This window comes from Brachybacterium paraconglomeratum (assembly GCF_003994255.1).
Classification (GTDB): Bacteria; Actinomycetota; Actinomycetes; order Actinomycetales; family Dermabacteraceae; genus Brachybacterium; species Brachybacterium conglomeratum.
Genome location: NZ_ML133855.1, coordinates 252,327 through 273,110 on the forward strand (window position 1 = coordinate 252,327; position 20,784 = coordinate 273,110).

The following is a 20,784-nucleotide window of genomic DNA, read 5'->3' on the forward strand; positions in this document are numbered from 1 at the left end:
CGGTACACCGGAGGGCCGACGAGCCCCCGCGACCCGCCCCACGCGCCGAAGGAGCCGCCACATGTTCGACGACCGGGAGCTGGCCGAGGCCCGCATCCGCCGGTTCACGCAGGACCACCTGGTCCCGCGGATCCACCAGGAGCGGGCCGAGGTCACGATCACCGCGCACCGGCTCGAGGGCGAGCCGATCCCGCCGCGCGAGGCGATCGCCCGGGAGTACGGCCCCGTCGAGGTCGGGGCGCCGCTGGGGCGCGCCTGGTCCACCACCTGGCTGCACGTGACCGGCACCGTCCCCGCCGACTGGGCCGCCGACGAGCACTCCGTCCCCGAGCTGATCGTCGACCTCGCCTTCACCGGCCAGCCCGGCTTCCAGGCCGAGGCGCTCGTGTTCACGCCCGACGGCGTGCCCGTCAAGGCGATCAACCCCTGCAACCGGCACCTCCCCGTCCGGCCGGGCGAGGAGCTCGACTACTACCTCGAGTGCGCCGCGAACCCGATGGTCGCCGGCGGCTGGACCTTCGCGCCGACCCCGCTCGGCGACCTGGCGACCGTGCCCGAGGAGGAGCTCTACTCGATCGAGGAGCTCCACCTCGCCCGCCGTGACGTGCGGATCTGGGAGCTGCACGAGGACGTCCGGGCCCTGTCCGGGCTGATGCACGAGCTGCCCGGGACCAGCCCGCGCCGCCACGAGATCCTCCGCGCGCTCGAGGCCGCCTGCGACGTCGCCGACCCCGACGACATGCCCGGCACCGCCCGGGCCGCCCGCGAGGCGCTCGCCCCGGCGCTGGCCGCGACGGCCGGCTCCTCCGCCCTGACCGTGCTCGCCACCGGCCACGCCCACATCGACTCGGCCTGGCTGTGGCCCGTGCGGGAGACGGTGCGCAAGGTCGCCCGCACCTTCTCCAACGCCTGCACCCTGATCGAGGACGACCCCGACATCACCTTCTCCGCCTCCTCCGCCCAGCAGTACCGCTGGATCCGGGACCGCTACCCGGAGCTGTTCGCGCGGATCCGCGAGCACGTCGCCGGCGGCCGCTTCGTGCCCGTGGGCGGGATGTGGGTCGAGTCCGACACCAACATGCCCGGCTCCGAGGCGATGGCGCGGCAGTTCGTCGCCGGCAAGCGGTTCTTCCTCGAGGAGCTCGGGGTCGAGACGCGCGAGACCTGGCTGCCGGACTCCTTCGGCTACTCCGCCGCGCTGCCGCAGATCGCCGCGCTCGCCGGCCAGGAGTTCTTCCTGACCCAGAAGGTCTCCTGGAACCAGATCAACACCTTCCCCCACCACACCTTCCGCTGGGAGGGCCTCGACGGCACCAGCGTGTTCACCCACTTCCCGCCCGCCGACACCTACAACGGCTCCCTCACCGGATCCGAGCTCGCCTACTTCGAGCGGAACTTCAAGGAGAAGGGCCGCTCCTCGATCGGCATCGACCTGTTCGGCTGGGGCGACGGCGGCGGCGGACCCACCCGCGAGATGATGGCCGCCGGGCGCCGCGCCGCCGACCTCGAGGGCTCCCCGAAGGTCGAGTTCGGCACCGCCGAGGACTTCTTCGAGCGGGCCCGCGCCGAGTACCCCGACGCGCCCGTGTGGAACGGGGAGCTCTACCTCGAGCTGCACCGCGGCACCTACTCCGCGCAGCTCGGCACCAAGCAGGGCAACCGCCGCAGCGAGCACCTCCTGCACGAGGCCGAGCTGCTCGCGACCCTCGCCGCGCTCCGCGCCCAGCACCCCTACCCCCACGACGAACTCGCCGCGCTGTGGGAGGACACGCTGCTGAACCAGTTCCACGACATCCTCCCCGGCTCCTCGATCGCCTGGGTGCACCGCCAGGCCGAGGCCCAGCACGCCGCGCTCGCCGAACGGGCCGAGCGGATCATCGGCAGCTCCCTCGCCGCGCTCGCCGCGGCCGGCGGGCAGGGCGAGGGCGATGCGGCGGGTGCGGCCGACGGACACGGCACGGTGCTGCTGAACACCGCCCCGGTGCCGCGCCGCGGCGTGCCCGCCTACGGCGCGGGCCGCCCCGAGCCGGTCCAGGAGGCCGTGGTCGTGACCCGCGCGGGCGGCGAGGTCCGCCTCGAGAACCAGGCCGTGCGCGCGGTGCTCGACGCCTCCGGCGCGCTGGTCTCCCTCGTCGGCCGGGCCGACGGACGCGAGACCATCGCCCCCGGCGCCCGCGGCGCGCTGCTGCAGCTGCACCGCGACACCCCGAACGCCTGGGACGCCTGGGACATCGACGAGTTCTACCGCCGCGTGGTCCGCGACCTCGAGACCCCGACCGCCGCCGAGGTCGAGGAGGAGGACGGCGGGGTCCGCGTCTCCTTCACGTACACGACCGCGCTCGCCGACGGCGAGGAGACCTCCGGCGTCACCGGCGCGGGCTCCACGATCGTGAAGACCTTCGTGCTGCGCCCCGACGACACCTCCCTCGGGATCGAGGTGGACCTCGACTGGCGCGAGCGCAAGAAGGCGCTCAAGCTCGCCTTCCCGCTGGACCTGCGTGCCTCCCACCTCTCCAGCGAGATCCAGTTCGGGCACGTGGACCGGCCGGTCCCGGTGAACACCTCCTGGGACTTCGCCCGCTTCGAGACCTGCGCGCACCGCTGGGTCCACGCGGCCGAGGGCGAGCACGGGGTGGCGATCGCGAACGACTCCACCTACGGCCACGACGTGCTGCGCACCGTGCGCGAGGACGACGGCGGCACCACCACCACGACCCGCCTGACCCTGGTGCGCTCCCCGGAGTACCCCGACCCCGCCGCCGACCACGGCCGGTACGCCCTGCGCATCGCCGTGCGACCGGGCGCGGGGATCGCCGAGGCGATCGAGGAGGGCTACCGGCTGAACCTGCCCGAGCGCACCGCGCCCGCCGCGGCCGCGTCCCTGCTCGCCGCGCCGCCGGTCACGGTCGCGCCGGCCGACGGGGAGGGCGTCTCGAGCGTGGTCGTCGAGACCGTGAAGCTCGCCGAGGACCGCTCCGGGGACCTGGTGCTGCGGCTGTACGAGTCCTCCGGTGCCCGCGCCGCGGCGACCCTCGCCCTCGACCCGGTCCTCGCGGGCGGCGAGGTGACGGCCACGGACCTGCTCGAGCGACCCTTCGGGGAGGGCACCCCGGCGTTCCGCTCCGCGCTCGCGCGCGGCGAGGACGGCACGGTCGAGCTCTCCTTCCGTCCCTTCGAGATCAAGACGCTGCGGATCGCCCGCGGCTGAGGGGCGATCGGCCGACGGGGGAGGCGCCGCTCACAGCACGGCGGCGCCCTCCCGGCTCGAGGGATACGGTAAGGCTCACCTCACCGGCGTCATCTCGTCGGCCACGTCCCGCCGACCCCGTGCCAGGAGCCGCCCGATGATCCCCGCCCCCGCCGACGCCTCCGCCGCGACCCCCGTGCAGGAGGAGGGCGCCGGCTCCGCCGGGATCTCGCCCGTCGGCCGGGTCTTCGCCGTGATCGCGCTGCTGGAGGCCCTCACCTGGGCGGGGCTGCTGGTCGGCATGTTCCTGAAGTACGTCACCGGTACGACGGAGGCCGGGGTGTGGCTGTTCGGCCGCCTGCACGGCGGGATGTTCATGGTCTACGTCGTGATGACCCTGGTCGCCGCCGTGTCGCTGCGCTGGAGGTGGTGGGTGGCGCTGCTGGCCCTGCTCGCCTCGGTCCCGCCGCTGGTCACCCTGCCGCTGGAGATCTGGCTGCGCCGCACCGGCCGGCTCGCACGGCGCCCGCGGGCCTGAACGCCCCGGGGTCCGGACCCTCAGACGTTGTGGACCAGCGGTCCCGCCGGCTCGCGCCAGCCGGCGAGAACCTCGAGCATCCGGACCATCCGCACCGTCTCCCGCACGTCGTGGACCCGCAGGATCCGGGCGCCCAGACGAATCGTCCAGGCCGCCGCGGCGAGGGAGCCGGCGAGCCGCTCCTCCTTCGGCAGGCCCAGCGACTCGCCCACGAAGTCCTTCCGCGAGAGCGCCGCGAGCAGCGGCAGGCCGAGCGCGGCGTACTCGCCCCAGTCGCGCAGCACCTCGAGGGTCTGCTGCGTGCTCTTGTTGAGGTCCGGGCCCGGGTCCAGCACGATCCGCTCCCGCGCGATGCCCGCCTCGAGCGCCCGCTCCAGGCGTGCGGCGAGGAAGTCCCGGACCTCCTCGACCACGTCCTCGTAGCGGGGCCGGGGGAAGGGGCGGCGCGGCTCCGCGACCGAGTGCGTGAGCACGAGCGAGGCGCCGGCGCGGGCGACCTCCTCGGCCATCCGCGGATCGGACAGGCCCGTGGTGTCGTTGATCAGGTCCGCCCCGACCTCGAGCGCGGCGCGGGCGACCGAGGCGTGGAAGGTGTCCACCGAGAGCAGCACCTCGCCCTGCAGCTCGCGGCGCAGCTGCTCGATCACGGGGACCACCCGTGCGGCCTCCTCCGCGGGGTCCAGCGGGTCGCCGGGTGCGAACTTCACCCCGCCCACGTCGACGATGTCGGCGCCCTCCTCCGCGGCGCGGAGCCCTGCGGACACCGCCTGCTCGAGCTCCCAGGTGCGTCCCTCGTCGAAGAAGGAGTCCTGGGTGCGGTTGACGATCCCCATCACCAGCACGCGCCGGGAGGTGTCGGGCAGGGGGCGCGGCGTCGGAGCGCCCAGCCCGGTCCCGGGCTCGGGGGATACAGTGGCGAGACGGCTCGGAGGACGGTCCGTCGGACCCTCGTCATGCACGGTGTTCATGGTCCGTTCCTCTGCTGTTCGGGCGGTCGTCCCACATCTTTGAGCGTCGCCTGACCTGCACTACGTTAAGACTGCACACGGTATTGCACCACCCGGCGCCCGTGCCTCACGGGATCCGGGGACCTGGACTATTGGAGGACTTGCCCCATGAAGATCGTCGTCGCCGGTGGAGATGGGTTCTGCGGCTGGCCCACCGCCCTGTACCTCTCGCAGAAGGGCCACGACGTGACGATCGTGGACAACCTGGTGCGACGCGAGATCGACGTGGAGCTCGGCTCGAACTCCGTCACCCCCATCCTGCCGCTCGAGGAGCGGGTCGCGGCGTGGAAGGAGGTGTCCGGCAAGGACATCGAGGTGCGCATCGCGGACCTCACCGACTACGACGCGGTGGCGTCGGTCTTCCAGGACATCGAGCCCGAGGCGTTCGTGCACTTCGCCGAGCACCGGTCCGCCCCGTACTCGATGATCGACCGCGAGCACGCGATCGAGAACCACCGCAACAACGTCGAGGGCACCCTGAACGTCCTGTGGGCGATCAAGGACTACGCCCCGGACTGCCACCTGGTGAAGCTGGGCACCATGGGCGAGTACGGCCAGCCCAACATCGACATCGAAGAGGGCTGGATCGAGATCGAGCACAAGGGCCGCAAGGACCGCCTGCCGTTCCCCAAGCAGCCCGGCTCGTTCTACCACCTCACCAAGGTGCACGACAGCGACAACATCATGTTCGCCTGCCGCATCTGGGGCATCCGCGCCACCGACCTCAACCAGGGCGTGGTGTACGGCCTGGAGACCGAGGAGACGCGGCTGGACCCCCGCCTGGTCAACCGCTTCGACTACGACGCCGTGTTCGGCACCGCCCTGAACCGGTTCATCATTCAGGCGGCCATCGGCCACGACCTCACCGTGTACGGCAACGGCTCCCAGACCCGCGGCTACCTGAACATCCAGGACACCGTGCGCTGCATCGAGATCGCCTGCGAGAACCCCGCCGACCGCGGTGAGTTCCGGGTGTTCAACCAGTTCACCGAGCAGTTCTCCGTGCAGGAGCTGGCCGAGAAGGTGCAGAAGGTCGCCAAGGACCTGGGCACCGAGGTGGCGATCGACCACCTCGAGAACCCGCGTGTGGAGAAGTACGACCACTACTACAACGCGGTCAACACCAACCTGCTGGACCTGGGCCTGGAGCCGCACCTGCTGACCGACGAGCACCTCACCGAGGTGCTGAAGATCGCCCAGAACAACACTGATCGCGTCAAGCGCGAGCTGGTGATGCCGACGGTCACGTGGAAGTGACCCGCTGACGACAGCGCCCCCGGCTGATCGGCCGGGGGCGCTACTCTGAGGTGACGAGGCGAGGGTCTCAGCAGGCCTGGGGGTAGACCGTAGAGGTCGTCAGCAGCTGGTTCGTCAGCGTGGTGGAGGAGGCCATCCCCGCCGGCTGCCCGGTGTAGGTGATGGTCGCCGACTGCACGTAGCTGGTGAGCGAGAAGGACGTCCATCCGTAGCCCGGATACACGTCGATGGTGGCCGGCATGATCTCCGTCTGCCCGTAGTAGATGGTGCCTCGCTGGGTGACCGTTGAAGCGGCCCGGGTCGCCGTCGTCGTGAAGGTGATGGTGCCGGTGACCTTTACCGAGCCGTCCGAGAGGGTAGTGATGGTCGGCGCGGTGATGGACCAGTTGCCGGCGAGGGCCTGGAACGCAAGGTAGGTGGCGCTGGAGCGGTTAATGGTGGTGCGGCGGCCACTGGTGGACTTGGTCCACGTCTGCCCGTTGATCTTGATGTTTTCCGCTGTGTACAGGGCATTCGTGCCGGCGGGGATGAGCACCTCCATCTCAGTGGTGAACGTGGCACCGGTCTCTAGCGTCGCTGTGGAGCCGGCTACGTAGCCGGACCCGGTGTAGGCGGCCGTCGTCGGCACGGACCACCAGAAACCGGACGGGGTGACGTAGGAACCGTCAACGCCGGAGGCCGAGTTCGCCACCGGCGTGAAGGACCCCTCGCCGTTGCGGAAGAGGCTGCTGTTGGTGCGGCACTGCGAGGCGTCGTTCCAGTTGATGTCGGACTCGGGGTTGTTCCCGGCTTTCACGGCGCTGAAGTAGGCGGTGGGGGAGGTGGGGCGGATGGTGCCGGTGTTGTCGTTGCCGTTGTACCCGAGCTGGCTGCCGTTCTGGCCGGTCGTCACGAACAGCCCGTACTCGCCCCCGGCGGTGGCGGGGGGTGGCGAGGAGGCGAGGGCGGGGGTCGCGATGACTACGGCGGCGGCGGGGGCGGTCCACGACACGCCGCGCAGGAGCGCGCGGCGGTTGGGCTGGGTGGGGGTCGACACGGGGTCCTCCAGGAAGGTATCAAAAAATCGGCGCCCCGCGCGTCCCGGGACGAATCGGGCGACTCGGCCTATTCAAACATATTCTTCGATGCGGAAAACGGCGGGGTGGGGTGAGGAGGGTTATACATGTGACTGCAGGGTCGCCCGCAGTTCGTTCTCCCCGTGCTCTCCGGCGCCGCCGGTTCCGCGCGCTGAGTGAGGACGACGTAGGGTGGCGACGGCCCTGAGGCCCCAAGAAAGGACCCCCGTGCGCATCGCTCTCGTCACCGAGACCTTCGTCCCCTCCGTCGACGGGGTGGTTACTCGTCTGCGTCACGCCGTCGAACGGTTCGTGGGCCTCGGCCACGAGGTCATGGTGATCGCCCCCGACCTCGGGGTCACCGAGCACCACGGGGCACGGGTGGTGGGCATCCGCCCGGTGACGCTGCCGTTCTACAAGCATCGGCGCTTCACCCTCCCCAGCCCCAACGTCGACGGGATCATCCGCGGCTTCCACCCGGACGTCGTCCACGCCGCGCAGCCCCTGTTGCTCGCGTCCTCGGGAGCCTTCGCTGCACGCCGGCAGCGGATCCCGCTGGTCGCCAGCTATCACACCCACATCCCCCGCTATCTGGACCTCTACCGGGCCTGGACCTGGGGCAAGCCCGCGGTGTGGTGGCAGATCAAGCGCAACCACGCGATGGCCGACATCAACATCGCCACCTCCGAGACCATGAAGCAGGAGCTCGCCCAGCACGGGATCGAGGACCTCCACGCGGTGCGCCGCGGCGTGGACACCGAGACCTTCCACCCCCGCTTCGCGGACGAGGAGATGCGCTCGCGGCTCACCGGCGGGCACCCGGAGAAGAAGCTGCTGGTGTTCGTGGGCCGGCTCGCCGCGGAGAAGGAGATCCACACGCTGCGCCCCATGATGGAGCGCCGCGACGACGTGGCCCTCGCGATCGTGGGCGACGGCCCCTACCGGGGCGAGCTCGAGGAGCTCTTCGCCGGCACCCGGACCGTGTTCCCCGGCTTCCTGGAGGGGGAGGAGCTCGCGAGCGCCTTCGCGAGCTCCGACGCCTTCGTCTTCCCCTCGGTCACCGAGACCCTGGGACTGGTGATCCTCGAGGGCATGGCCTCCGGGCTGCCCGTGGTCGCCGCCCGCTCGGGGCCGACGATGGAGCAGGTCACCGACGGGGTCGACGGCCTGCTCTACGACTCCGGCGACCAGGCGAGCCTGGACGCGGCGCTGACCCGGCTCGGCGACGCGGAGCTGCGCGGGAGGATCCGGAAGGCCGCCCGCGCCGAGGCGGAGAGGTTCTCCTGGGAGAACGCCTCCGACGACCTGCTGCGCTACTACGAGATGGCGATCGAGAAGCACGGCCGGAGCCATGACTGAGGCGGCGGCGGGCGGGCGCGAGGAGCGCACCCGCGCCGTCCCCACCGCACCGCTGCCTCGCCTGGAGCCGGTGACCCTCGCCGGCCACGGGATCCGCCTCGAGCCCCTCTCCGCGGCGCACGTCCCGGGCCTGCAGGGCGTGGTCGCCGATGGGGAGATCCACCGCCTGCCCTTCGCCCCGCACGTGCCCGCGCCGGAGGCGGTCGAGGGCTCCGTCCGCGGTCTCCTGGCCGACGTCGAGGCGGGCACCCGTCTCGCCTGGGCCGTCGTGCGCGCGGCGGACGAGCAGGTGGTGGGGCTGACCACCTTCATGAACCTCGCCCTCGCCGACCGCGGCCTCGAGATCGGCAACACCTATCTCGCCGGCTCCGTGCACCGCACCGGGGTGAACACGGCGATGAAGCACCTGCTGCTCACCCACGCCTTCGACGAGCTCGAGATGCTGCGCCTCGAGTTCCGCGTGCACCACCTGAACGTCGCCTCGCGCCGCGCCGTCGAGGCCCTCGGCGCGCAGCAGGACGGAATCCTGCGATCGCACCGCATCCTGCCCGACGGCTCGGTGCGCCACACGGTGGTGTACTCGATCCTCGCGCCGGAGTGGCCGGGGATCCGGGCGATGCTGGAGCAGCGGATCGGTCGCCGGCGCGAGGGCTGAGTCCGGGAAAAGCTCGTGACAGCACCGGTGGGCGGCGGCGAGCCGGTCCTCGCCGAGCACCCGGACACGGAGCCGGGCTTCACCCCCTGAACCACGCCCTATCGCAGCAGGCCGCCGTCGCGCAGCGGGCCGCGATCGAGCTGGATCCAGTCGACGCTCATGTAGTCCGGGTGCTCGAACTCCAGTCGGATCCTGTGCGTGCCCCTGTCGAGCCGGTACCTGCCGAGGTCCGACACGGTGAACGCACGGTTGTGGGTCGTGTTCCGCAGCGAGGTGGTGCGGGCGGGGCCGTCACCTGCCGTGGCTGTGACCGTCCCGCCCGGCTCGGTGTCGGAGGAGTGGCGCATCGTCAGGAAGTAGGTGCCCGGACGCTCGACCTCGACCTCGAGAGTGAAGTACTCGCCGTCGTGGATGTACTGGACGACGTGGGCGCCGTCGAGATCACAGGCGTCGACAGGGCTCGCGACGTCGCGAATCGCACGGTCGCCGCAGAGATTCTCCGGGGTGGACTCCCGGTACAGGCCGGGAGCGTCGAGGAAGTCCTCCGCCTGGACGCGGAGGGACTGCGAGGTCATGCCGACCCTCGTGACGTCCACGCCGTCCCGCCATGCCGCCATCATCCGCACGTTGTCGGTCTGGATCACGTCGATCCCGTCGTCCGCCAGGTGCTGCCAGCCGAGGCCGGGGTCTCGCAGCGAGGCCTCGTCGGTGTACGGTCCGCCGATCGCGTAGGCGAGGGAGTTGCCCCAGAGGTCCGTCTCGGCGCCGACCTCGTCCCGCATTCCCTCCGGGGCCGCGACGACCGCCGGCACGCGGGCCGTGAACTTCGCGTACTCGGCGGCCTGATCGCCGCTCAGCGCGTGCATCAGCTGGATGTCCGGGTGCTCGGCCATGAAGGCATTGGCGTGGTCGGCGGTGGGCGCCCCCTTCATCAGGATGTGGGACTCCATGCCTGCGGCCTCGACCTCGGCGGCGAGCTGATCGCGATGCTCCCACCCCTTGTCGATGTTCAGCAGGGCGTTGCGCCCAGAGACCGCCTGGAGCGCCTCGGCGAAGGTCGGGACCGTGAGGTCGGTGAGCGGGGCCGGTCCGTTGCCCTGCCCCTCCCGGAGATGGAGCGCACGGAGCTCGGCCAGGGTCATGTCCTCGACGCGGCCGCTGCCGTCGGTGGTGCGGTCGACGGTGGCGTCGTGCATCAGGACCAGGTGGCCGTCCTTCGTGCGGGCGAGGTCGATCTCGACGATGTCGGCCGCGTCCTGGATCGCCCGGACGATTCCGGGGACGGAGTTCTCCGGGTGGCTGCGCCACTGACCTCGGTGCGCGACGATCATGACCTCCGGCTCGTCGCCGTGGGGGAGCCTGAGGGAGTTCCTCGGCGCAGCCTCCTCCGTGCTGCCGGTCGAGGACATCGGTGGAGCGGGGGGCTCGGCCGAGGCCGTTGCGGCGCCGCCGAGGAGTGAGAGGGCGAGCAGAAGCGAGGTCGACAGTCTGGTCGAGGACAGCATGGGTTCTCCCGGAGGACAGGGTTCTGAGGGGTGGGGCGTGGTGGCCGTGGTGAGCACGCCTCGGTGATGAGATCGGCGTGGACGCCCACGGTGTGTACGCGCGTTCATCGTGGTGCGGCGCATGGCGCGCGTCAAGGCCTCCCGCACCCTCCCCTCCAGGCCACGCAGGGAATCTCGTGTCGCGCGGGAACCTGTCACCGGGTGTTCATCAAGTGGCCCCACGGCAGCAATGCACGCGTGTTCATACTTGCCTCGCCACCCGATGAACGCGCGTTCACAGCCCCGCGTCACCACCACCGCGCGCCCCTCGACCCAGTGAAGGAACCCCACCATGATCACTCGCCGCTCGCTGCTCGCCTCCGTCCCCGCCGTCGCCGGTCTCGGCGCCCTCGCCGCCTGCACCCCGCCCCAGTCCGGCAGCGGCGACGGCGACTCCGAGACGCTCACCATCTACTCGAACTCCGTCTCCGACGGCCGCGGCGAATGGCTGCAGGAGAAGGCGGCGGAGGCCGGCTTCACCCTGCAGTTCGTCGACCTCGGCGGCGGCGACATCCAGAACCGCCTGCTCGCCGAGGCCGCGAACCCGATCGCCGACGTCGTCTTCGGTCTGAACAACGTCTACTTCGAGAAGCTGCGGGCTGCCGAGGTGCTCGAGGCCTATTCCCCGTCCTGGTCCGGCGAGGTCGACGCCTCCCTCGGCGACGGCGAGCAGTTCTGGCCCATCGTGCGCGAGCCGATCATGCTGATCACCAACGACGAGGTCTTCCCCGGCGGGGAGGGTGCCCCGGCCGACTGGCCCGAGCTGTGGACGGTCCCGGAGTTCGAGGGCCGCTACGAGGTCCCCACCGCTCTGGGCGGCGCCACCACGCAGATGGTGCTCAGCGGGATCCTCGCCCGCTTCCGGGACGACGCCGGCGAGCACGGCATCAGCGCGGACGGCTGGGCCCAGATCGGCGAGTTCTTCGCCAAGGGCAGCCCCGCCGTCGAGGGCACCGACCTCTTCGCGCGGATGGCCGAGGGGGAGGTCGACATGGGGCAGATGTGGCTGGCCGGGAAGTTCTCCCGCGAGGAGGAGTACGGCATCACCACCACCGCGATCTCGCCCGAGATCGGCGTCCCCTACGCCGTCCAGCACGTCGCGAAGGTCGCCGGGACGAAGAACGCCGAGGCCGCCGAGGCGTTCATCGACTGGTTCGGCGGCGCCGAGCTCCAGGCCGCCTGGTCGAACGAGTTCTTCACCGCGCCCACGAACGAGGTCGCGCTCCAGGACGCCGACCAGGACGCGGTCGAGCTGACCGACTCCTTCACCCCGCAGGACATCGACTGGACGTTCGTGGCCGAGAACCTGGACGGCTGGATCGAGAAGATCGAGCTGGACGTCCTGGGCTGACCATGATCACCTTCGAGAACGTCACCGTCCGCTTCGGGGACTTCACCGCCCTCCCCGACCTGTCCCTCCACGTCGAGGAGGGGGAGTTCTTCACCCTGCTCGGCCCGTCGGGCTGCGGGAAGTCCACCGCCCTGCGCACCCTCGCCGGATTCAACGACCCGGCCTCCGGCCGCCTCCTGGTCGACGGCCGGGACGTCACCGCGCTGCCCAGCGACCGCCGGGGGATCGGCATGGTCTTCCAGAACTACGCCCTGTTCCCCAGCATGTCCGTGCGCGAGAACATCGCCTTCGGGCTCAAGGTCGCCAAGCGGCCCAAGGACGAGGTCCACGAGCGGGTGCACGAGATCGCCGAGCAGGTCGCCCTCACGCCCGCCCAGCTGGACAAGGGCGTGGCGGAGCTCTCCGGCGGCCAGCAGCAGCGGGTCGCGATCGCCCGTGCCCTGGTCCTGCGCCCGCGGATCCTGCTGCTGGACGAGCCGCTGTCGAACCTCGACGCGAAGCTCCGCAACCAGCTGCGGGTCCAGCTCAAGGAGCTCCAGCAGCAGTTCGGGATCACGAGCATCTACGTCACCCACGACCAGGACGAGGCGATGTCGATGAGCGACCGCATCGCCGTCCTCGACCACGGTCGCATCGAGCAGGTCGGCACGCCGCGGGAGGTCTACGAGCGCTCGGCCACCGAGTTCGTCTGCACCTTCATCGGCTCCGTGCACCGGCTCGGGGAGCAGGCGGTGAGCCGTCTCTCGCAGCTGCCGGGATCCCCGGTCGCCGAAGGGCTCCGCAGCTACGTCCGGGTCGAGCGCCTGACGCTCCGGGAGCGTCATCGCCCCAACGATGGTCGCCTCGTCGTGGATGGCGTCGTGGACCGTGCCGACTACCACGGCTACTTCACCCAGTACGCGGTCCGCCTCGGCGATCGCAGCGTGAGCGTGCGGGTGCCGTGGTCGGCGACGGAGTCCGCCTTCGCCGCGGGGGACGAGGTCGCCATCGGCGTGGCTCCCGAGGACGTCCTGCAGTACGAGAGATCGGGCCCGGAGGCCGGCGCATGATCCGCCGGCTCCCCGCCTGGGCGCGCTCCCCGATGGCGGTGATCACTCTCGCCGTCACCGCGTGGTTCTCCCTCGCCTTCCTGGTCCTGCCCAATCTGCAGCTGCTGGCAGAGGTTTTCCTCGCCGACGGCGGCCTCTCGACCCGAGCCTGGGGTCGCCTGCTGGGCTCCGAGCGGGCCATGAGCTCGCTGCGCAACAGCGTGCTGCTCGCCCTGACCCTCTCGGTCACCGTGAACGTCGTCGGCGTGTTCGTCGTGCTCGCCACGCGGTACTTCGCTCTGCGAGGGCGGAGGATCCTCTGGCTCGGCTACGCGACGAGCCTGATCTACGGCGGCATCGTGATGGTCGCCGGCTACGACTTCGTCTACGGCAGCAGCGGCATCCTCACCCGGCTCCTGACCACGGTGCTGCCCTTCGTGCCGGAGGACTGGTTCGTGGGCTATCCGGCGGTGGTGTTCGTGATGACCTTCGCCTCCACGGGGAACCATCTGCTGTTCCTGAACGCCTCCATGGCGCGGATCGACCAGCAGACCGTCGAGTCGGCGCGGCAGATGGGGGCCTCCCAGTGGACGGTGCTCCGCCGTGTGGTGCTGCCGACCCTGCTGCCCACGATCTTCGCCGTCACGGTCCTCACCTTCCTCGGCGGTCTCGGGGCCCTCGCCGTCCCCGAGGTGCTGGGCGGACGGGACTTCCAGACCATCGCTCCGATGATGCTGACCTTCGCGAACACCCCGAGCTCACGGGACCTCGCCGCGGCGCTCGCGATCATCCTGGCGCTGTTCACCATTGCGATGCTCCTGATCCTGAACCGGCTCGAGCGCGGTGGCACGTACTTCTCCGTCGCGAAGGTCTCCACCCAGCTCACGCCGCAGAAGATCGGCAATCCCGTCGCGAACGCCGTGATGCACGTGATCGCCTATGCGCTGCTGGTGGTCTACGTGCTCCCGCCTGCGCTGATCGTCCTGTTCTCCTTCACCGACGCTCGCTCGATCAGCACGGGCACCCTCCGGGCCGACAGCTTCACCCTCGAGAACTACGCCACCGCCCTCCTGGAGCCGACGGCGCGATGGCCCTTCGTGGTCTCCATCAGCTACTCGGCCGTCGCCGCACTGGTCGTGATCCTCGGGCTGCTGTTCGTGGTGCGGCTCGTGACCAGGTTCCCTCGCAGCCGGATGAGCACGATCGTCGAGTACGTGCTCCACATCCCCTGGGTGATGCCCGGGACGATGATGGTGCTGGGCCTGCTGCTGCTCTTCTCGACCCCGCAGGGCGTCGTGGGCGGCAGGGTGCTCTCCGGCACCGTCGGGATCCTCGCCGTCGCCTACGTCGTCGGGAAGATCCCCTTCACGTTCCGCCTGCTGAAGGCGGCGTTCCTGGGGATCAACCGGAACGTCGAGGAGGCTGCTTCCCTGCTCGGCGCGAGCCAGCTGTATACCTTCCGTCGGGTGATCCTGCCGCTCGTGCTGCCCACTGCCGCGGCGATCACCGCGCTGAACTTCAACAGCATGCTCGACGACTACGACACCGCGGTGTTCCTCGCCCATCCCTTCTACCAGCCGCTGGGGATCTTCATCCGCAATGCCACCAGCGGGGAGACCAATGCCGACGCGAGCGCGCTCGTGTTCGTCTACTCGGTGATCCTCATGGTGATCGCGACGATCACGCTGTGGCTGATCTACGGCGGGGGCGCCGCGAGGATCCTCCGCCTGCTCTCCCCGCGACGGGCCCGCCGGCGATCCGGCGACGCCCTCCCGCTCGACCCCGCCGACCAGGCCTGACGTACACCTTCCCCCACCACCGCAGGAGACCCCTCATGACAGACTCCGCTGCAGCGCTCGCCGCGACCACCGCCGTTCCCACCGCGGAGGAGCTCCGCGCCGAGCTCGACGCCCTGTTCGAGCGCGTCGGCCGCCCGCTCGTGATCACGCATCGCGGGACCACGCTGGGCAGCTTCCCCGACAACACCGTGCGCGCGGCGATCGCGGCTCTGCGCAGCGGCACCGACGTGGTCGAGGTGGACGTGATCCGCTCGACCGACGGCGAGTACTACCTCTTCCACAACGGCTACGAGGGCAAGCACTTCGCCGGGGCCGAGGACCTGCGCACGCTCGCCGCCGCCGAGATCGATGAGCTCAGCTTCTGCTGGCAGGGGGAGCGGGGGACGGTACGCCCCACCCGCCTCCTCGATCTGCTGCGCGCCCTGCCGGAGGCATGGCTGAACATCGACCGCTCCTGGTTCTACTGGCCGGAGCTGCTGGACCTGCTCGCCGAGGCCGGAGCCGCCCGCCGCGTGCTGCTGAAGTCCCCGCCGGAGCCCGAGGCCCTGGCCGCGCTCGCTGCTCATCCCACCCCGTTCCTGTACTACCCGATCGTCACCACGCCGGAGCAGTTCGCGCAGGTCCGCTCGGTGCCGGGGCTGAACCTCGTCGGTGCCGAGATCCTCGCCGCCACCTCCGAAGATCCCTACGCCAGCCCCTCCGCGGTCGCCGCGCTCGCCGCGGAGTACCCGCTGGTCCAGGTCAACGCCCTGAACCTCGAGAACGGGGCGCGGCTCTACCTCGGCCACGACGACGAGAAGGCGCTGCTCGAGGGGCCCGAGGCGGGATGGGGGCCGCTCGTGCGCAGCGGGGCCACGGCGATCCAGACGGACTGGCCGCACCTGCTGCGCGAGCATCTCGCGCAGCAGGGGCTGCGGACGGGCCTGAGCGCCCCAGGTCTGTGACGAGCACAGCTGTGATAGGAACAGGGACATGCCTTCCCGCCGCCCCCGAGACCCGCTGAGCGCCGGGGCCGTCACCATGGCGGAGGTCGCCCGTGAGGCGGGGGTCTCGCGGGCGACGGTCTCCCGCGTGCTCTCGGGCAGCGCCGAGGTGGCGCCCGAGCGCCGGGACCGCATCCTCGCCGCGATCGACGCGCTCGGTTACATCCCGTCCGCCGGGGCGCAGCAGCTGGCCGGCGGCCGCAGCCGGTCCATCGGCCTGCTGATCCGCGACTCCCGGAACCCCACCTATGGTCTCCTCCACTCCGAGGTGCAGAGGCGCGCCGACGAGGCCGGGCTCGAGGTGATCACCGCGATGCCCACCTCGTACCGGGGCGCCCCGCACGAGATGGACGCATTGCGGCGACTGCTCGCGCTGCGCGTCGGCGGCCTCCTGGTCGCGACCGGGGTGGTCCGCACGGCCGACCTGACACAGTTCGCGCCGGTGCTCCCCGTGGTGTCGGTGGGTCGCCCCGAGGACGACCCGGCCGTCTACGGCGTGAGCTACGACGAGACCGGCAACGGGCACGCGATCGCGCGGGCGCTCCACGATCATGGCCACCGCCGGGTGGCCGTGGTCTGTCCCCCCACGGAGCACTCCCTGGCCGAGAGCCTGCGCGGCCGCACGGTGACCGCGGTCCTGCGCGAGCTCGGCTGCGAGGTCGTCGAGGTCCCGACGACGCAGTTCGGCACCGCCGCCGACGGCACCGATCGCGTGATCGACCTGGCCCGGGACGGTGTGGTGACGGCGGCGATGTTCTCGAGCGACCTGCGGATGCTCGACTTCGTCTCGCGGGCCCGGGGGGTCGGCGTCGAGGTTCCCCGGGATCTCGCGGTGATCGGCTGCGACGGGGTGATGCACGGCCTGGAGTACATGGGACTGGCGAGCCTCCGCGTCCCCGTCGAGGAGGTCGCGCGCCGCTCCGTCGAGGTGATCGCGCAGATGATGGCGGACCGCGAGAGCGTCGGGATCCGCCACGAGACGTACACCGGGCAGCTGCTGCCCGGGGCGAGTCTGGGCCCCTGAGCACGGGAAAAACCATGGCCTCCGGGCAGTCGATGTGCTGATGTGGCGTGCATGACCGCTCATGCCGATCCGTCCCTGACGATCACCCCCGTCGACCCCGCCGACCGTGAGGCGCTGCTGGCCTGGAACGCCCTGCTGCGAGACGGCTTCAACGCCTGGCGCGAGGCCGCCTGGTGGGCCGACGGCGAGTCCGTCCTCGCCCAGCACCAGGACCCGAAGCCCGGGCGCACCAGCGTGCTGCTCGTCGCGCGCCTCGACGGCACCCCCGTTGGCGCGGCCGGGGCCGAGGTCGATCCCGGGGACCCCGCCGAGGTCGAGATCTCCGTGCTGCCGGGGCATCGCCGCCGCGGCGTGGGGCGCGCGCTCGCCGGCGCCGTCCGCGAGGCGCTCGCCGGGCACGCCGAGGTCGTCCAGGCCGAGACCTACTCCGAGGCCGGGGTCGGCTTCGCCCTGGACCAGGGGATGCGGCTCGGGAACCAGGAGCATCGTCTGCTGCGCGCGATGCCGCTGGAACCGGGGCCCCTTGCCGGCGCCTCCCCGTCGTCCGGCATCGAGATCCGCACCTGGCATGGCGCCTGCCCCGAGGAGCTCGTGGAGGACTGGGCACGGCTGACCACGCAGATGGACGCCGACGTGCCCATGGGCGACCTCACCCGCCCCGCCTCCCGCGGCGAAGTCGGGGAGCTGCGTCGCAGCGAGCAGCGCATGGACGACCAGGGCTGGACCCTCGTGCGCGGCCTCGCGCGGCACGAAGGGGTCGCGGTCGGCTACACCGAGATCCTCGTGAACCGCCACGACCCCGAGATCCTCACCCAGGACGACACCCTCGTGGACCGCGCCCACCGCGGCCGCGGCATCGGCAGGGCGCTCAAGCTCGCGAACCTCGAGAACCTCCGCGCCGTGCCCGAGGCCGCGCAGGCCCGCTGGATCCAGACGTACACCGAGCTCGACAATGCGCCGATGCTCGCCCTGAACCGGGCGCTCGGCTTCCGCGAGGCGGACGTGCTGAGCATCCTCGAGGGGGAGCTGGACGGCCGAGCCTGACAGACCGAGCGGCCCCGCCGGCTGCGCGAGCATCTCGAGCAGCAGGGGCTGCGGGTGTGTCTGAGCGCTCCCGGCCCCTGCCGTCGCTCAGACGAAAGCCGGAGACCTCCACAGCAGGCAGAACCACAGCTCGGTCCCGTCCTCGAGGGTGTGCACGTCGACCTCGCCCTCGTCGGTGCGGTGGAGACGCTGCGCGGTGGAACGGCGGCGTGTGGCCTGCAGGTGGTCGTACTCGTCCTGGACCCGGAGCACCTCAAGGGGGGAGTCCACGGTGCCGGTGCCCGAGTCCTCGATCTCGTGCAGAGCGAGGAGGCTGAGCTTCCGCTCACGCTCGGCGTCGGACTCCTGTCCGAGCGCCTGGTGGGCGCGGGCGAGCAGGCCGTGCGCCTGCGGGGAGAGGAAGAGCCCCGGCATGCGTGCACCGATCGTCCCCAGGACGGCCTGCGGGGACGGAGCCTCCCCGAGCTGCTCGCGCAGCGCGATGCGGGGGTCGAAGGTCCGATCGCCCAGGATCGCGGCGCGCAGCGGACGGCGCGTCTCGGGGGTCGGGTCCAGGAGGAACGCCTCCATGATGTCGGGGAACTCCACGATGCCTCGTCTCGGGTGGATCGGTGCGGGTCAGGGCAGGTCGAAGGTGGTCCACGCGGTGCCGTCGAAGGAGACGACGCCGTGCAGGGCGGAGATGCCGTGGAGGGTCGTGCAGTCCGGGGCCCAGGCCAGGCGGTCGAGGCCGCCCGGGGCGTCGGGCAGGTCCTCGCGGTCGCCCGTCCCACGATCCCAGATCATCACCCGTCGCTCGTTGCGGCCGGTGACCGCGATGCGCGTGCCCTCGGAGTCCACGGCGATGCTGCTGACGTCCAGGCCCTCCGGAACCGGTCCCTCCTCCAGCGTCCCGTCGGCCCCCAGGGCGTACAGCCGCGCGCGCTCCGGGGAGCTGGTGGTGCTGGTCTCGGGGATGCCGCTGCCGATCAGCAGCGTGCTGTCGGCCGCGTACGCCACGGCTCGCGGCGCGAACTCCACGCCCTCGACCTCGGAGGAGAGTGTCGACGTCTCGACGTCCCACAGCTGGGGAGCGCCCGCGGTGCCGCAGACGGCGAGGGTCCTGCCGTCCGGGGAGAGCGCGATCGACAGGGGGCGCACGGCGGTGGTGTCCAGCACCTGACCGGGCGTGCAGCCCGCCTCGCCGATCCCGGTCCACAGCCGCACCGTCCCGTCGGCTCCGAGGGAGACGAGGAGCTCGCCGTCCGCAGAGAAGACGAGGTCTTGGATGAGGTGCCGGCCGCTGTCCTGGAGCGGCTCGCCGTGCCCGGTGAGGGTCCAGCGCACCTCGCCCTCCGGGGTGGTCAGCTCGATGTGCTCCGCGCCGCCGACGGCGAGGAGCGTGCCGTCCGGATGCCAGGCCAGGGCCCCGGTGAGCGCGTTGTCGAAGCGTGCGGAGACGGTCCCGTCGGCCGTGGACCAGAGCGCGGTGCCGGCGGTGCTCGTCGTCCCGGAGCGTGCCGCGCCGAGGCCCGCGGCCGCGGCCAGCTGCGTCCCGTCGGGAGAGAGGGCGAGGGCCCCGTGAGCCACGACCGAGGGGTCGATCGCCGTCTTCGCGGCGCCGCCGCCGTCGCTCGCGCCGGAGCTCCGCTGCCGGGCGGTGGCGCCCTCCTGACAGGCGCCGGCCTCGGGCGTCGTCGTCCCGTCCATCCCCGGTCCTTCCTCCTCCCGGCCGCAGGCGCCGAGCAGCGCGAGTGCGGAGCCGAGCCCTGCGAGCCCCAGGACGCGCCGCCGATCCGGACCTGCCCCGCGCTCTCCCGGGCTCTCGGTCCCTCGGTGTGTCATGGTCCCTCGCTGACCGGGATGCCGGCATCCCGCTGGTACTGCTGGAGGTCCTCGAGGGTCAGGTCTCCGGCGAACTCGTCCTCCCGCTCGCGCGCGTCGACCTCGACCGGCTGAGCACGGTATCCCTCGTAGTCGTCGTCGGGATCGATGTAGTTGCCGGGCTCGCTGTTCTCGCGCCAGGTCTCGATCTCCTCCCGGGTGATGCCGTGCTCCTCCTCGATGCGCTCGTAGTCCGCCTCCGGCCCGTCCACCCAGGGCAGCCAGTCCCACATGCCGCCCTCGGTCTGCTCGACGAACTCGTGCTGGGCGGCGTGACGCACCTCGTGCACCGTGGTGAGCGCCAGGTCGGGGGAGTAGAGCATGTACTCGTTCATCCTCAGCTCGCCGCTGTCATCGCTCCAGCTCCCGTAGGTGACCATGCCGTCCTCGTCCGGCTCCTCGTAGAAGAAGGTGATGTCCACCGGTTCCATGCCGTAGCGCTCGAACTCCTGGTCCACCATCTCCTGGAGGACCGCCTGCTTCTGCTCCGGGGTCATCACCCGCCAGGCGTCCTGCACCTCGGGATCCAGCGGCACGTCTCCAGCGTCGTCGTCGAGCATGCGGACGGAGGCGCTGCCGTCCCCCGTGCCGTCGTCCGCGCCGCCGCCCGCACCGCCCTCGCCCTCGGAGGCGGCGTCCTGCTCCTCGGCGTCCTGCTCGGCGGTCTCCGCCAGCTGCTGGAGGCGCTCGAGCGCACGGCTCCACTGCGGTCCGACGGCGGAGGACCACGTCTCGCGGAAGCGCTCCGCGTCCTCGCCGCGCCAGATCTCCGCGCTGCCGAGGATCCGTCCCTGGAGTGCGGCGTGCTGCTCGGCGAGGAGCCGGCCGGAGGAGCGCATCCGCTCCGCGGTCGCCCGCACCTGCTCGGGATCCATCCCCTGGAAGGCCATCCTCGTCCCCTGTCCCCGTCCCCTGCACGTCGATGTCGCCGCCGCCGCGCCCCCGCGCGTCGACCCCGTCAGGGTAGCAACGGCTCCGCCCCGGCTGTGGCACAGGTCGCACCACGATGCCCCACGTGTCCTCTTCGCACCCCGACTATGACGGCTTATGACGCGATTCTGGCGCGCTCCCGACCCGCGCCGTCATAGTC

The 20,784-nt window shown here is 71.5% G+C and carries 17 protein-coding genes; 11 read left to right on the plus strand and 6 right to left on the minus strand.

Annotated features, from left to right (window positions below):
- Positions 1 to 61 precede the first annotated feature (61 nt).
- Both DS079_RS10005 and DS079_RS10010 read left to right on the plus strand, forming a co-directional pair.
- Positions 62 to 3,208, plus strand: a complete 3,147-nt coding sequence (locus DS079_RS10005; RefSeq protein WP_126987076.1) for an alpha-mannosidase — start codon at positions 62 to 64, stop codon at positions 3,206 to 3,208.
- A 136-nt stretch (positions 3,209 to 3,344) separates the two neighbouring features.
- Complete coding sequence (locus DS079_RS10010) at positions 3,345 to 3,725, plus strand: DUF3817 domain-containing protein (RefSeq protein WP_126987078.1); 381 nt, start codon at positions 3,345 to 3,347, stop codon at positions 3,723 to 3,725.
- A 20-nt stretch (positions 3,726 to 3,745) separates the two neighbouring features.
- Here the strand turns inward: DS079_RS10010 and folP are convergent, their stop codons facing one another.
- On the minus strand, positions 3,746 to 4,693 hold the full coding sequence (folP, locus tag DS079_RS10015; RefSeq protein WP_126987081.1) for a dihydropteroate synthase: 948 nt from the start codon (positions 4,691 to 4,693) through the stop codon (positions 3,746 to 3,748).
- A gap of 147 nt (positions 4,694 to 4,840) precedes the next feature.
- Here folP and DS079_RS10020 point away from each other — a divergent pair, with 147 nt between their 5' ends.
- The gene (locus tag DS079_RS10020; protein WP_126987084.1) at positions 4,841 to 5,989 is read left to right on the plus strand and encodes an NAD-dependent epimerase/dehydratase family protein; all 1,149 of its coding nucleotides are present in this window, start codon (positions 4,841 to 4,843) and stop codon (positions 5,987 to 5,989) included.
- 67 nt (positions 5,990 to 6,056) lie between these two features.
- Here the strand turns inward: DS079_RS10020 and DS079_RS10025 are convergent, their stop codons facing one another.
- Entirely contained in the window at positions 6,057 to 7,025 is a 969-nt protein-coding gene (locus tag DS079_RS10025; RefSeq protein ID WP_126987087.1) for an amino acid oxidase, read from the minus strand.
- A gap of 247 nt (positions 7,026 to 7,272) precedes the next feature.
- Between DS079_RS10025 and DS079_RS10030 the strand changes: the two genes are divergently transcribed.
- The gene (locus DS079_RS10030) at positions 7,273 to 8,403 is read left to right on the plus strand and encodes a glycosyltransferase (RefSeq protein WP_126987090.1); all 1,131 of its coding nucleotides are present in this window, start codon (positions 7,273 to 7,275) and stop codon (positions 8,401 to 8,403) included.
- Entirely contained in the window at positions 8,396 to 9,058 is a 663-nt protein-coding gene (locus DS079_RS10035) for a GNAT family N-acetyltransferase (RefSeq protein WP_126987093.1), read from the plus strand. The genes DS079_RS10030 and DS079_RS10035 overlap by 8 nt, the downstream gene beginning before the upstream one ends.
- 98 nt (positions 9,059 to 9,156) lie before the next feature.
- On the opposite strand, the gene DS079_RS10040 is transcribed toward DS079_RS10035, so the two are convergent.
- Positions 9,157 to 10,389 carry a glycerophosphodiester phosphodiesterase family protein gene (locus DS079_RS10040; RefSeq protein WP_164736192.1) on the minus strand — a complete coding sequence of 411 codons (1,233 nt, stop codon included), beginning with the start codon at positions 10,387 to 10,389 and terminating at the stop codon, positions 9,157 to 9,159.
- A 505-nt stretch (positions 10,390 to 10,894) separates the two neighbouring features.
- Between DS079_RS10040 and DS079_RS10045 the strand changes: the two genes are divergently transcribed.
- From DS079_RS10045 to DS079_RS10070, 6 genes are read left to right on the plus strand one after another with little or no spacing between them, the layout of a single operon-like run.
- On the plus strand, positions 10,895 to 11,953 hold the full coding sequence (locus DS079_RS10045) for an extracellular solute-binding protein (RefSeq protein ID WP_126987099.1): 1,059 nt from the start codon (positions 10,895 to 10,897) through the stop codon (positions 11,951 to 11,953).
- A 2-nt stretch (positions 11,954 to 11,955) separates the two neighbouring features.
- Positions 11,956 to 13,002: an ABC transporter ATP-binding protein gene (locus DS079_RS10050; RefSeq protein WP_126987102.1), complete on the plus strand. Its 1,047-nt coding sequence runs from the start codon at positions 11,956 to 11,958 to the stop codon at positions 13,000 to 13,002.
- On the plus strand, positions 12,999 to 14,780 hold the full coding sequence (locus DS079_RS10055; RefSeq protein WP_241237622.1) for an ABC transporter permease: 1,782 nt from the start codon (positions 12,999 to 13,001) through the stop codon (positions 14,778 to 14,780). Before DS079_RS10050 ends, DS079_RS10055 begins: the two co-directional genes overlap by 4 nt.
- 35 nt (positions 14,781 to 14,815) lie before the next feature.
- Positions 14,816 to 15,724, plus strand: a complete 909-nt coding sequence (locus tag DS079_RS10060) for a glycerophosphodiester phosphodiesterase family protein (RefSeq protein ID WP_126987104.1) — start codon at positions 14,816 to 14,818, stop codon at positions 15,722 to 15,724.
- A 28-nt stretch (positions 15,725 to 15,752) separates the two neighbouring features.
- A complete protein-coding gene (locus DS079_RS10065; protein WP_126987107.1) occupies positions 15,753 to 16,787 on the plus strand; it encodes a LacI family DNA-binding transcriptional regulator in 1,035 nt (344 codons plus the stop codon).
- A 51-nt stretch (positions 16,788 to 16,838) separates the two neighbouring features.
- Entirely contained in the window at positions 16,839 to 17,831 is a 993-nt protein-coding gene (locus DS079_RS10070; RefSeq protein ID WP_126987110.1) for a GNAT family N-acetyltransferase, read from the plus strand.
- Positions 17,832 to 17,918: 87 nt separating this feature from the next.
- On the opposite strand, the gene DS079_RS10075 is transcribed toward DS079_RS10070, so the two are convergent.
- The 3 genes from DS079_RS10075 to DS079_RS10085 form a co-directional block, all read right to left on the minus strand.
- Positions 17,919 to 18,419 carry a hypothetical protein gene (locus tag DS079_RS10075; RefSeq protein ID WP_126987112.1) on the minus strand — a complete coding sequence of 167 codons (501 nt, stop codon included), beginning with the start codon at positions 18,417 to 18,419 and terminating at the stop codon, positions 17,919 to 17,921.
- Between the two features lie 30 nt (positions 18,420 to 18,449).
- Positions 18,450 to 19,520 (minus strand): WD40 repeat domain-containing protein, encoded by a 1,071-nt coding sequence (locus DS079_RS10080; protein WP_010549465.1) that lies wholly within the window; start codon positions 19,518 to 19,520, stop codon positions 18,450 to 18,452.
- A 131-nt stretch (positions 19,521 to 19,651) separates the two neighbouring features.
- Positions 19,652 to 20,584 (minus strand): WXG100 family type VII secretion target, encoded by a 933-nt coding sequence (locus DS079_RS10085; RefSeq protein WP_126987115.1) that lies wholly within the window; start codon positions 20,582 to 20,584, stop codon positions 19,652 to 19,654.
- Positions 20,585 to 20,784: the final 200 nt, after the last annotated feature.

Coding starts and splice junctions, on each gene's coding strand:
- DS079_RS10005 (WP_126987076.1), top strand. CDS start 62: ATGTTCGACGACCGGGAGCTGGCCGAGGCCCGCATCCGCCGGTTCACG.
- DS079_RS10010 (WP_126987078.1), top strand. CDS start 3,345: ATGATCCCCGCCCCCGCCGACGCCTCCGCCGCGACCCCCGTGCAGGAG.
- folP (WP_126987081.1), bottom strand. CDS start 4,693: ATGAACACCGTGCATGACGAGGGTCCGACGGACCGTCCTCCGAGCCGT.
- DS079_RS10020 (WP_126987084.1), top strand. CDS start 4,841: ATGAAGATCGTCGTCGCCGGTGGAGATGGGTTCTGCGGCTGGCCCACC.
- DS079_RS10035 (WP_126987093.1), top strand. CDS start 8,396: ATGACTGAGGCGGCGGCGGGCGGGCGCGAGGAGCGCACCCGCGCCGTC.
- DS079_RS10040 (WP_164736192.1), bottom strand. CDS start 10,389: ATGATCGTCGCGCACCGAGGTCAGTGGCGCAGCCACCCGGAGAACTCC.
- DS079_RS10045 (WP_126987099.1), top strand. CDS start 10,895: ATGATCACTCGCCGCTCGCTGCTCGCCTCCGTCCCCGCCGTCGCCGGT.
- DS079_RS10050 (WP_126987102.1), top strand. CDS start 11,956: ATGATCACCTTCGAGAACGTCACCGTCCGCTTCGGGGACTTCACCGCC.
- DS079_RS10055 (WP_241237622.1), top strand. CDS start 12,999: ATGATCCGCCGGCTCCCCGCCTGGGCGCGCTCCCCGATGGCGGTGATC.
- DS079_RS10060 (WP_126987104.1), top strand. CDS start 14,816: ATGACAGACTCCGCTGCAGCGCTCGCCGCGACCACCGCCGTTCCCACC.
- DS079_RS10065 (WP_126987107.1), top strand. CDS start 15,753: ATGCCTTCCCGCCGCCCCCGAGACCCGCTGAGCGCCGGGGCCGTCACC.
- DS079_RS10070 (WP_126987110.1), top strand. CDS start 16,839: ATGACCGCTCATGCCGATCCGTCCCTGACGATCACCCCCGTCGACCCC.
- DS079_RS10080 (WP_010549465.1), bottom strand. CDS start 19,520: ATGGACGGGACGACGACGCCCGAGGCCGGCGCCTGTCAGGAGGGCGCC.
- DS079_RS10085 (WP_126987115.1), bottom strand. CDS start 20,584: ATGGCCTTCCAGGGGATGGATCCCGAGCAGGTGCGGGCGACCGCGGAG.